12 protein-coding genes and 1 pseudogene are annotated in these 11,129 nt (G+C 69.6%); 5 read left to right on the top strand and 8 right to left on the bottom strand.

Annotated features, from left to right (window positions below; all coding sequences use genetic code 11):
- Positions 1 to 10 precede the first annotated feature (10 nt).
- Together E2651_RS34915 and E2651_RS34910 are read right to left on the bottom strand one after the other, a co-directional pair.
- Positions 11 to 505 (bottom strand): hypothetical protein, encoded by a 495-nt coding sequence (locus tag E2651_RS34915; protein ID WP_135335274.1) that lies wholly within the window; start codon positions 503 to 505, stop codon positions 11 to 13.
- Positions 506 to 615: 110 nt separating this feature from the next.
- The gene (locus E2651_RS34910) at positions 616 to 1,584 is read right to left on the bottom strand and encodes a WYL domain-containing protein (protein ID WP_135335273.1); all 969 of its coding nucleotides are present in this window, start codon (positions 1,582 to 1,584) and stop codon (positions 616 to 618) included.
- A 113-nt stretch (positions 1,585 to 1,697) separates the two neighbouring features.
- Between E2651_RS34910 and E2651_RS34905 the strand changes: the two genes are divergently transcribed.
- Positions 1,698 to 2,129 (top strand): DUF3224 domain-containing protein, encoded by a 432-nt coding sequence (locus tag E2651_RS34905; RefSeq protein ID WP_135335272.1) that lies wholly within the window; start codon positions 1,698 to 1,700, stop codon positions 2,127 to 2,129.
- 2 nt (positions 2,130 to 2,131) lie between these two features.
- Here the strand turns inward: E2651_RS34905 and ung are convergent, their stop codons facing one another.
- The 6 genes from ung to E2651_RS34875 form a co-directional block, all read right to left on the bottom strand.
- Positions 2,132 to 2,815: a uracil-DNA glycosylase gene (gene ung / locus E2651_RS34900; protein WP_135335271.1), complete on the bottom strand. Its 684-nt coding sequence runs from the start codon at positions 2,813 to 2,815 to the stop codon at positions 2,132 to 2,134.
- 111 nt (positions 2,816 to 2,926) lie between these two features.
- Positions 2,927 to 4,510: an ABC transporter substrate-binding protein gene (locus tag E2651_RS34895; RefSeq protein WP_167828987.1), complete on the bottom strand. Its 1,584-nt coding sequence runs from the start codon at positions 4,508 to 4,510 to the stop codon at positions 2,927 to 2,929.
- 187 nt (positions 4,511 to 4,697) lie between these two features.
- Positions 4,698 to 5,453, bottom strand: a complete 756-nt coding sequence (locus E2651_RS34890; protein ID WP_135335270.1) for an SDR family oxidoreductase — start codon at positions 5,451 to 5,453, stop codon at positions 4,698 to 4,700.
- 17 nt (positions 5,454 to 5,470) lie between these two features.
- Positions 5,471 to 6,232 (bottom strand): 3-oxoacyl-ACP reductase FabG, encoded by a 762-nt coding sequence (gene fabG / locus E2651_RS34885; RefSeq protein ID WP_135335269.1) that lies wholly within the window; start codon positions 6,230 to 6,232, stop codon positions 5,471 to 5,473.
- Positions 6,233 to 6,388: 156 nt separating this feature from the next.
- Complete coding sequence (locus tag E2651_RS34880) at positions 6,389 to 6,796, bottom strand: DUF3037 domain-containing protein (protein WP_135335268.1); 408 nt, start codon at positions 6,794 to 6,796, stop codon at positions 6,389 to 6,391.
- Positions 6,793 to 7,584: a HipA family kinase gene (locus tag E2651_RS34875; protein WP_135335267.1), complete on the bottom strand. Its 792-nt coding sequence runs from the start codon at positions 7,582 to 7,584 to the stop codon at positions 6,793 to 6,795. The genes E2651_RS34880 and E2651_RS34875 overlap by 4 nt, the downstream gene beginning before the upstream one ends.
- 126 nt (positions 7,585 to 7,710) lie before the next feature.
- Here E2651_RS34875 and E2651_RS34870 point away from each other — a divergent pair, with 126 nt between their 5' ends.
- From E2651_RS34870 to E2651_RS44810, 4 genes and pseudogenes are all read left to right on the top strand, one after another.
- Positions 7,711 to 9,531 (top strand): phage tail sheath C-terminal domain-containing protein, encoded by a 1,821-nt coding sequence (locus E2651_RS34870; RefSeq protein WP_135335266.1) that lies wholly within the window; start codon positions 7,711 to 7,713, stop codon positions 9,529 to 9,531.
- Between the two features lie 29 nt (positions 9,532 to 9,560).
- Positions 9,561 to 10,082: a phage tail protein gene (locus E2651_RS34865; protein ID WP_135335265.1), complete on the top strand. Its 522-nt coding sequence runs from the start codon at positions 9,561 to 9,563 to the stop codon at positions 10,080 to 10,082.
- Between the two features lie 5 nt (positions 10,083 to 10,087).
- Positions 10,088 to 10,801 (top strand): hypothetical protein, encoded by a 714-nt coding sequence (locus E2651_RS34860; protein WP_135335264.1) that lies wholly within the window; start codon positions 10,088 to 10,090, stop codon positions 10,799 to 10,801.
- Positions 10,798 to 11,129: pseudogene (locus E2651_RS44810) on the top strand (hypothetical protein); the annotation flags it as partial. The gene E2651_RS34860 and the pseudogene E2651_RS44810, both read left to right, overlap by 4 nt.

The raw sequence follows: 11,129 nt of genomic DNA, 5'->3' as shown, positions 1-11,129 counted from the left end.
GTCGGCAGCGTCAGATGCGTATAAGAGACAGCCCCTCCCCCAACCGCAGCTCCAGCCTGCCGATGGCGGCCCGGATCCCGTCCCCGTACCCGTCGTCCTCGAGGGTGCCCACGGCCGCCCGTGCCCGGCGGATGTGGTTGCGCGCGGCCTCGGGGCGCTCCAGCTTCGCGTAGTCGGCCGCCAGGTTGAGGTGCAGGGAAGGGTAGAAACCGCGGACCGCGACCGACTGGTGGTGCTGGTGCAGCCGCTCGTCCGTCAGCTCGTCGGCAGCCGACAACGCCCGCAGGTCCCAGGCCAGTTCGTCCGTGGGGTCCTCCTGTGTGTCCGCCATGTAGTGCGCGAGCGTGCAGCGGTGCAGCGGGTCGCCCTCCTCGCCGATCTCCGACCACAGGTCGAGAAAGCGGCCCTGCGCCTCCTCCCGGTCGCCCCCGTGGTGCAGCATGACCGCCTGCCCGATCCGCGTCATCATGGCGTCTTCCGCCGCCTGCTCCTGCTGCTCCGCCACCGGATCCTCCACACTCGTACGCCCATCGTGCAATCCCGACGTGCCAACCGCTCTCGACGCTAGCCGCACCCACTGACAATCACGGTCAGGCGCGATCGGGCGCGAGGCGCTCACGCGTAGCGCTGGGCCAGGCCGGTGACGGTTCTCGCCAGCTCCGCGCGGAGTTCGGGCGGTCCGAGCACCTCGGCCTCGAGGCCGAGTCTGAGCAGGTCGCTCACCGCGACGGGCAGCGTCTCCACCTCGAGGTCGACCACCCGCCAGCCGTCGGCGTCCGGCTCGCCCGCCGCCTCCACGGCCCTTGCCCCGGCCGCCCCGAACAGCGCGGACAGCAGCCGCAGCCCCGCCGGGGAGACCCGCACCCGCGCCGTGCCGCGCAGCACGCGGGCCTGCAGATCCCGGGAGGCCGCCTGCCAGTACGCGGCCAGGTCGAACCCCGGCGGGCGCTCGGACGGCTCGCCCCGGTCCCCCGCCGTCACGTCCAGGAAGCGCGAGACGCGATAGGTGCGCACGGTGCCGTCGGCGGTCGCCACCAGGTACCAGTTGCCCGCCTTGAGGACGAGGCCCAGGGGGTGCAGTTCGCGGTGCACCTCGCCGCCCCACCGCCGGTAGTGCGCCCGCAGGACCTGTCGTCGCCACACGGCGTCGGCGACGACGGGCAGCAGCGGCGCGGGGTCGGCCGCGCGGAACCAGCCCTCGGCGTCGAGCAGGAAGCGCTCCTGGATCCGCCGAGACCGCTCACCGAGCCCGGCGGGCAGTGCGGCACCCAACTTGAGCTGGGCGGTGACCAGTTCGGCCCCCAGGCCGAGATCGGCGGCGGCCGTCGGCATGCCCGCGAGGGCCAGCGAGTCGGCCTCGTCGTCGGTGAGCCCGGTCAGGCGGGTGCGATAGCCGTCCATCAACCGGAAGCCGCCCGCCGGGCCGCGCTCGGCGTACACGGGCACTCCGGAGGCGGCCAGCGCCTCCGCGTCCCGGTAGACGGTCCGCACCGACACCTCGAGCTCGTCGGCGAGTTCGGGCGCGGTCATGCGCCCGCGGTTCTGGAGCAGCAGGAGGAGGGCGAGAAGCCGGTCGGCGCGCATGCCCTCAAGTCTGCACCGGTACCTGACAAAAGATGTCAGGTACCGGTGACAGGCTCCTCTCAACAGCCGGCGCGGAGCCGGAAAGCAGCACCAGCAGACCGGGAGAACCCCACATGAGTACGACGACCACCGCCACCGCCACCGGCACCGCCACCGCCAGCTTCACCTTCACCCAGTGGGACGAGAAGCCCGTCGCGGGTGCGGACGGCGGCGCACGCATCGCGCACGCCGCCGTCACGAACGACTTCACCGGTGTCATCAAGGCCACCGGCACCTCGTGCCAGTACACGCTCGTCTACACCGACGAGACCACCGGCGCCTTCGTCGGCCACGAGTTCATCGACGGGAGCGTCGACGGCCGCAGCGGCTCGTTCGTCCTGGAGCAGCGGGGTTCCTTCGGCGCCGACGGCACCATCAGCTGCACCCTGACCGTCCACCCCGGCTCGGGCTCGGGCGAGTTGGCGGGACTCACCGGCACCGGCTCGTTCACCACGCGGCACGGCGCGTCCGCCGTGCCCTACACCTTCACGTACGACATCGGCTGAGCTCAGCCGATGTCCGGGATGCGCCAGTCGATCGGCTCGTGCCCCTGCGCCGCCACCGCCTCGTCGATCTGGGTGAAGGGGTGCGAGCCGAAGAACTTCTTCGCGGAGAGCGGCGAGGGGTGCGCGCCCTTCACCACGACGTGCCGCTCCTCGTCGATGAGCGGGAGCTTCTTCTGGGCGTAGTTGCCCCACAGGACGAAGACGGCCGGGTCGGGGCGGTCGGCGACCGCGCGGATCACGGCGTCCGTGAACTTCTCCCAGCCCTTGCCCTTGTGGGAGTTGGCCTCCCCGGCGCGGACCGTGAGCACCGCGTTCAGGAGCAGGACGCCCTGCTGGGCCCACGACATCAGATAGCCGTTGTCCGGCACCGGGTGGCCGAGCTCTTCCTTCATCTCCTTGTAGATGTTCCGCAGCGAGGGCGGGGTCTTCACGCCGGGCCGCACGGAGAAGCAGAGGCCGTGCCCCTGTCCCTCGCCGTGGTACGGATCCTGGCCGAGGACGAGCACCTTGACCCGGTCGTACGGCGTGGCGTCCAGGGCGGCGAAGACCTCGTCGCGCGGAGGGTAGACGGGACCCTTCTCCCGCTCTTCCTCGACGAACTCGGTGAGCTCCTTGAAGTAGGGCTTCTGCAGCTCCTCGCCGAGGACTCCGCGCCAGGACGCGGGCAGCATGGCGATGTCGGTCACGTCAACAACCTCCGGTGTGCGGTCACTTCTCACCACAGAACCTACCGGCGACCACTGACAATCGATCCGTTCCCCCTGCTGCCCGCACCGCGCTACCAGTTGATCCAGCGCTTACCAGCTGGTCTTGCGCTGCAGCTCCCACATCATCATGATCGCCGAGGGGTCGAGGGCGCGTTCGCCGCCCGCGATCTCCTCGCTCGCCATGATGTATTGCTTGCCCTGCCACAGCGGCAGCAGCCGCGCGTCGTCGACGAGGATCTGCTGCGCCCGCTCGAAGTCGTCGGCCACGGCACCGCGGTCGGCCTCACGGCGTGAGTGCGGCAGGACCTCGTCGGTGATCTCCGGCACCGGATAAGGCGTGTTGAGCGCGTTCTTCTCGCCGACGAACGGCGCGATGAAGTTCTCCGCGTCGGGGAAGTCGGGGAACCAGCCGCGGCCGAAGACCGGGTACTCGCCCTTCTTGGTGCCCGCGTCGAACTCCGTCCAGGGACGGCTCTTGAGCGTGATCTTGAACAGGCCCGACGCCTCGAGCTGCCGCTTGATCTCGGCGAACTCGGGTGCCGTGGCCGAGCCGTAGCGGTCGGTCGTGTACCAGAGCGTGAGCGGCACCGGCGCGGTGATGCCCGCCTTCTGCAGGATCTGCTTCGCCTTGTCCGTGCTGGGGTCCCCGTAGTCGTCGAAGAAGCCCGTGCCGTGCCCGGTCAGACCCTGGGGGACCATCGAGTACAGCGGTTCGACGGTGTCCTGGTAGATCTTGTGGGCGATCGCCCCGCGGTCGATGACCTGGGCGAAGGCCTGGCGGACCGGCTTCTTCCTGGCCCAGCGGTCATCCGGGTTGAAGACCAGGTAGCGGATCTCGGTGCCCGCGCCCTCGACCAGCTGGATGCCCTCGCGCCGGTGCTTGCCCTGCATCTCGACGATGTCCTTGGACGCGAGGCCACGGAAGGTCACGTCGATCTGCTTGTTCTTGAGGGCGGACACCATGGCGGTCGACTTCTTGAAGTAGCGGATCGTGACGGCGTCGTTCTTCCGGTCCGCCGAGCCGTCGTAGTAGTCGTTCTTGACCAGCTCCGCGCGCTCTCCGGGCTTGTACGACTCCAGGGCGTACGGACCCGATCCGGCGATGTCGTTGCCCTCACGGAGCTTGTCGGCCGGGTACTCCATGGGGTCGACGATCGACATGGCCGGCGTCGAGAGCACGAACGGGAAGGTGGCGTCCGACTTCTTGAGCCGGAACGTGATCGTCCGGTCACCCTTCGTCTCGACCTTGTCGAGCGACCCGAGCAGACCCACGGGCCCGCCCTTCACGTCGATGCGCCGCATCCGGTCGAAGGTGTACTTGACGGCCTTCGCGTCGAGCTCGTGACCGTCGGAGAACTTCAGGCCCTCGCGCAGTTCGCAGGTGTAGACCGTGTTGGACGCGTCGGCGAACTTGCAGGACTCGGCCGCGTCCGGCTCGGGCTCCGCGGCCCCGCTCGGGAAGCTCAGCAGCGTCTGGAAGACGTTCCGGTACAGCTCCCAGGAGCTGTCCCAGGCGGCCGCCGGGTCGAGGGTGCTGGGGGCACTCATGGTGCCGACGGTGATCTGCTGCTCCTCGTCCTCACCGTCGGACGAGATGACCCCGCACCCGGCGAGCAGGGATATCGACAGCAGCCCCGCGGCCGGCCGCAGGCCCCGGCGGGACAGTCCGGCCAGGCCTCGAAGACCGGCCGCCGCCACCGGACGAACTTCACTGAACACGCGCACGCTCCTCGATCGGCCATGCCATGGGTCGGGAGACAATATCGCAATGCCCCGCCGGGCCAACTTGCGGCGCCGACGGGGCACTTGATGCACATGTACGTCCCTTTAAGCCTCGTACATCGCGGTTGCGACGGTTTCGTCAGCCGACGCCCGCATTGAGGAAGATGCCGCCATCGACCACGAGTGTCTGCCCCGTGATCCAGTCGGACTGGCTCGAGGTGAGGAACGCGGCGGCGCCCCCGATGTCCTCGGGCACACCGAGCCGCCCCAGCGGGTACGCGGCGGCGGCCTCCTCCTCGCGGCCCTCGTAGAGCGCCTGGGCGAACTTGGTCTTGACCACGGCGGGCGCGATCGAGTTGACCCGGACCTTGGGCGCGAACTCGTGCGCCAGCTGCAGGGTGAGGTTGACCATGGCGGCCTTGCTCATGCCGTACGCGCCGATGAACGGCGAGGCGGAGACGCCGGCGACGGAGGCGATGTTGACGATCGCGCCGCCGTTCTCGCTCTGCCACGCCTTCCAGGTCTGCTGGGCGAAGCCGAGCGCCGAGATCACATTGGTCTCGAACACCTTGCGCGCCACATTGAGGTCGAGCTCGGCGATCGGGCCGAACACCGGGTTCGTACCGGCGTTGTTGACCAGGAAGTCGACGCGTCCGAAGGCCTCCATGGCACGCTCGACGGCGACCGCCTGGTGGGCCTCGTCGTGAGCCTTGCCCGCGACGCCGATCACCCGGTCGGCGCCGAGCTTCTCGACGGCCTCCTTGAGGGCGTCCTCGTTGCGTCCGGTGATGCAGACGCGGTCACCGCGGGCGACGAGCGCCTCGGCGATGCCGTACCCGATGCCGCGGCTCGCGCCCGTGACGAGCGCGGCCCTTCCACTGTCCTGCACAGTCATCTCCGCATCCCTCCGGGCTAGTTGAGCGGGCCGCCGGCCACGTACATGACCTGGCCGGAGACGAAGCCCGCGGCGTCCCCGGTGAAGAAGGCGATGGCGTTGGCGATGTCCTCGGGGTGGCCCACGCGCTGCACCGGGATCTGCGTGGCGGCCGCGGCCTGGAAGTCCTCGAAGCCCATGCCGACGCGGTCGGCGGTGGCCTTGGTCATCTCGGTGACGATGAAGCCGGGGGCGACCGAGTTGGCGGTGACGCCGAACTTGCCGAGCTCCTTGGCGAGGCTCTTGGTGAAGCCCTGCAGACCGGCCTTGGCCGCCGCGTAGTTGGCCTGGCCGCGGTTGCCGAGGGCGGAGGACGAGGAGAGGTTCACGATCCGGCCGAACTTGGCGTCCACCATGTGCTTCTGGATCGCGCGGGACATCAGGAACGCGCCGCGCAGGTGCACGTTCATGACCATGTCCCAGTCGCTCGCGCTCATCTTGAAGAGGAGGTTGTCGCGCAGCACGCCGGCGTTGTTGACGAGGATCGTCGGGGCGCCGAGCTCCTGGGCGACGCGCTCGACGGCGGCCTCGACCTGGGCCTCGTCGGACACGTCGCAGCCGACCGCGATCGCCTTGCCACCGGCGTCGGTGATCTTCGCGACGGTGTCCTTGCACGCGGCCTCGTCGAGGTCGATCACCGCGACGGCGCGGCCCTCGGCGGCCAGGCGCACGGCGGTGGCCGCGCCGATGCCTCGCGCTGCTCCGGTCACGACCGCGACGCGCTGCTCAGTGGTGGACATGCTGGTTCTCCTCGCCCTTGGACGGTACAGATGCGGCTCTACGGTACGCCCCGGTGGTGAGCGACCGCTTAGTACCTTCAGCTGAACGAGACGCTAGAAGCCCTGGCACCCGGTGTCAACGGCACGCAGGGGCCTGTGATTCTTTACCTCACGAGATCACCTCACGAGCAGGTCGAGCAGTCGGTCGAGCTCCGCGGCGGGATCCGCGGTCAGTCCCGTATGCACCGGCCCCGGCTGGACGATCGTCGAGCGCGGCGCGATCAGCCACCGGAAACGCCGCCCGGCATCGTCCCGCTCGGCCTGCCCCGCGCCTTCGCCGCCCGCGCAGATCCGCTCCACGGCACCAAGCGCGGCCCGTACGCCGCCCACGTCGGCCTTGGGGTCGAGCGCCCGCAGCTTCTCCTCGTCGAGATGCGTACGGGCGGCCACGAAGGACTTGGCGCGGCAGTAGACCACGACCCCCGCGTTGAACTGCTCGCCCCGCTCCACCCGCGGCACGACCCGCACCAGGGCGTACTCGAAGACGTCCCGCTCGATCGACGGCTGCTCAGACGATGCGGTCACTGGGTGGCGCCCTTCCGCTGCGGCTCGGGCAGCTGGATCCGTTCATGAATGGTCTTGGCACGCGGCAGCAGCGCCGCCACGTAGGCGCGGCGCACGGCGTCGGGGTCCTCGAAGCCGGGCTCGTCCACCAGCCACTCGTCGGGTACGTCGGCCGCCGCGGAGGCGAGGAGTTCCTCGGTGACCAGCGGCGCGAGCTCGGCGGCGGCCGCGGCGACATCGGGCCGGAAGGGGGCCAGGGCGTGGTCGGAGGCGTCGTACGGCTTGGCCGCGGCGGTCTCGGCGGTGCGCCAGTTGTGGTGCCAGATCATGCTCGCGCCGTGGTCGATGAGCCACAGGTCGCCGTGCCAGAGCAGCATGTTCGGGTTGCGCCAGGAGCGGTCGACGTTGTTGACGAGCGCGTCGAACCACACGACGCGGCCGGCCTCGGCCGGGTCGATGGGGTACGCGAGCGGATCGAAGCCGAGCGCGCCCGAGAGGAAGTCCATGCCCAGGTTCAGGCCACCGCTCGCCTTGAGCAGCGCCTGCACCTGCTGGTCCGGTTCGCCCAGGCCGAGCACGGGGTCGAGCCGGATCCCGGTCGGACGCGGCACCCGCAGGCCGAGGGCGCGCGCCAGCTGCCCGCAGATCACCTCGGCGACGAGCGTCTTGCGGCCTTGTCCGGCGCCGGTGAACTTCATGACGTACGCGGCGTACGTTCCCTGGTCGTCGACCGCCTCGACGAGACCGGGGAGCGAGCCGCCCTCACGCAGGGGCGTGACGTAGCGGGTCGCTGTGACTTCGGTGAGCATTTTCCCAGGTTATCCGGGGGCCCTTGTCACCCGATTAACGCAGCCAGGTCACCACACAGAGTGCTGAATCGTGATTTATCTGATTAGGGTGATCACGGATCGTGAGCAGCATCGGAAGGGGCCAGCATGCCGGTGAACGTCACCTACCCGGGCGTCTACGTCGACGAGGTCAAGAGTTCCGTCAAGACGATCACAGGCGTACCCACCGCCGTGGCCGCCTTCGTCGGTTACGCGCCCCGCGGCCCAGCCGACCGGCCTGTACACATCACCGGCTGGGCCGACTACCAGGCCATCTTCGGCGGCTTGCGGGCGAACTGCCCACTGAGCTACGCGGTTTACCAGTTCTATCTCAACGGGGGCAGTGAGGCCGAGATCGTCAGGGTGGTGAAGGACGACAAGACCGTCCGCCTGCCCCTCGGCAAGAGCGCCACCCGACCCGCGAAGGAGCCCTCCGCCGGCAGCGCGAAGGAGCCCTCCGCCGGCAGCGCGAAGGAGTCACCCGCCGGCACCGGGGAGGACGAATCCTCCGGCGAGGGCAAGAGCAAGGAGTCCGGCGGCGACGCCAAACGGCCCTCGGCCTCCGGATCATCGGGGACGGCTTCCGCCAACGGCCCGGCCTTGCTGGCCGCCTCTCCTGGGCGGTGGGCACTCAGCCTTCGCGCCCGTGTCGACTACGACACCCTCGAGGGGGAGATCCCGGACCGGCAGCGGAAGCTGTTCAACCTGACGGTCCGTGACCTGGAGACGGGTGCGGAGGAGCGCTACCTCAACGTCAGTGTGGAGCAGGACAGTCCGCGCAACCTCGCGAACCTGCTGGCGACCTCGTTGCTCGTGCGTGCCGACCCGGATTCTCCCCTTCAGACGCTGCCGACGCAGAATTCGGATCCGGGCCCCAAAGACGACCCGGACCCCTTCAAAGCCCCGCCCGAAGCCGGAAACCCACCGATCTGCTATACCCCTGCCGAGACCGGGGGCGGCCGGGGGGACGCGGACGAACGGCCCCGGGAGCTGACGCCGTACCTGGGCGACCCAGCGGTCAAGACCGGCCTCCACCAGCTGCTGAAGACGGACATCTTCAACATCCTGTGCCTGCCCGACGCCGACTGGCTCGACGAGCAGGCCGAGGGGGGCGTGAGGGCCCTGCTCGTCGCGGCGCTGCAGCTGTGCGTCGCGCGGCGGGCCATTCTGCTGGTCGACCCACCCGCAAAATGGACCGGCGGGGCGTCGGGCAGCGGCTCCAGCGCCATTGCCGTGGGCACCGTCCTGGAAAACATCAAGGACGTGGAGCTGGGTGAATCCGCCAAGAACGCCGCGGTCTACTACCCCCGTGTTCTCGCACCCGACCCGCTGAGCGGTGCCCTGAGGCACTTCCCGCCCAGCGGGGTGATGGCCGGCGTGCTCGCCCGGACCGACGTCCAGCGCGGGGTCTGGAAGGCACCGGCCGGTACGGATGCCTCGCTGAGCGGCGTCAGTGAGCTCGAAGTGCCGCTGACGGACCTGGAGATCGGGCGGCTCAACCCGGTCGGCGTCAACTGCCTGCGGCGACTGCCCGCAGCCGGTCCCGTCGCCTGGGGTGCGCGCACGCTGCGCGGCGCCGACCGGCTCGCCGACGAATGGAAGTACCTCCCGGTGCGCCGGCTGGCGCTCTTCATCGAGGAAAGTCTGTTCCGGGGCACGCACTGGGTGGTGTTCGAGCCGAACGACGAGCCGCTGTGGGCCTCGATCCGGCTGAACATCGGCGCCTTCATGAACTCCCTCTTCCGGGCGGGTGCGTTCCAGGGCCAGACGCCCCAGGACGCCTATCTCGTGAAGTGCGACAAGGACACCAACCCGCAGAACGACATCGATCGCGGCATCGTGAACATCCAGGTGGGCTTCGCCCCGCTCAAGCCCGCGGAGTTCGTGATCGTGCACATCCAACAGCTCGCCGGCCAGATCCAGGTCTAGGTCGAGATCCAGCTCCAGGAGGACGACCGATGCCCGAAGTCAAGCGCCGGGACCCGTTCAAGAACTTCCGGTTCCGGGTGAAGTTCAGCGGGGAGACCGACTACATCGCGGGAATCAGCAAGGTCAGCGGGCTGAAGCGCACCACCGAGGTCATTCGGCATCGCGACGGCGGAGACCCCGGCACCAGCCGGAAACTTCCCGGCCGGACGGAATACGAGGCCATCACCTTCGAACGCGGCTGCACCGTCGACACCGCCTTCGAGGAATGGGCCAACCGCGTCTGGAGCCTCAAGAACTCGGCGGGCGGGCTGGAGACTTCACTGAAGGACTTCCGGCGCGACCTCATCGTCGACGTCTTCGACGAGGGCGGGCAGCAGGTGTTGTCCTACTCCGTCCACGACTGCTGGGTCTCCGAGTATCAGGGACTGCCCGAACTCGACGCCGGATCCAACGGCGTGGCCTTCGAGCACATCAAGGTGGAGCACCACGGCTGGGTACGGGAGCACACCAACCCGCCGCAGGAACCGCAGTTCACCGACACCGCGGGGTGAGCGGCGTGCCGCGGCAGCTGACCGAGGCGAACGTCCTCGACGTGTGGGAGAACGGGCTCGCCGGGCCACCGGCGGCTCGCTCCCTCCTGTTCGCCTCGATGGCGGCACCGAGCGGGAGGAACGTCGCGGACTTGCCCCTGAGTGCGCTCAACTCCCTTCTGCTCGAGCTGCGTCGCGGTGCGTTCGGCGACGCGCTGCCGTGCACGGCGGACTGCCCGGAATGCGGCGAGAGTCTCGATGTCACCGTGGCGGCAGGCGAGTTGCTGCCTCCCGGGGGTGGCGCCGCCGTGGCCGCCACGGCGACTGTGAATTCGTACGGCAGGACGGTCACGTATCGCGCGCTGACCGGCCGGGACGTCCGCTCCGTCGATCCCGCCATGCCCCGCGCCCGCCAGACCCTGCTGCGTCGCTGCGTCCTGCGCGTCGACCCACCGGCCGACGACCTGCCGGACGAGGTCCTCGAGGACGTCGCTCGGCGGCTCGCCGATGTCGACCCCGGGGCCGATGCCGTCGTCTCCTTGAACTGCCCGCAGTGCGAACACAGTTGGGATGCCGCCCTCGACCTCGCCGAACACCTGTGGACCGACGTGTCCGGGTACGCGCGCCGCCTGCTGCACGAAGTGCACGCCCTCGCCCGGGCCTATGGCTGGACGGAGGCCGACGTGCTCGCGATCAGCCCGACGCGGCGGAGTTTCTATCTGGAGGCGAGCACCGGATGAACGACTTCGTGGACCGTCTCCTCAGGGCACCGGGGCCGAGGTTGAGGCCGCTCGCACCGAACGCGTTCGACCCGGGCGCTCCGCGGTTGCCGGGATCTGATCAGGGGTCATCGGTGTACGTCCCTGGGGTCGAGGGGGAGGAGGAGGCGCCGGTGCCTCCGTCCGGGGAAGGCGCGGTAGAGACGGTGAAGGAGCTGGAGACGGCAGTTGGGGGGCTCTCGTACGAGGCGGCTCCGTGCGAGGGGATGGGCGTAGCCGGGGGCGAGGAGGCGGATCTCAGTGCGGCCGGTGGGGCCAGTGAGGCAGGTGCTGTCTCTTATACACCTCT

Source organism: Streptomyces sp. MZ04, assembly GCF_004684775.1.
Classification (GTDB): domain Bacteria; phylum Actinomycetota; class Actinomycetes; order Streptomycetales; family Streptomycetaceae; genus Streptomyces.
The sequence above is the reverse complement of the archived record's forward strand: the minus strand, read 5'-3'. Positions and strand labels throughout refer to the sequence as shown.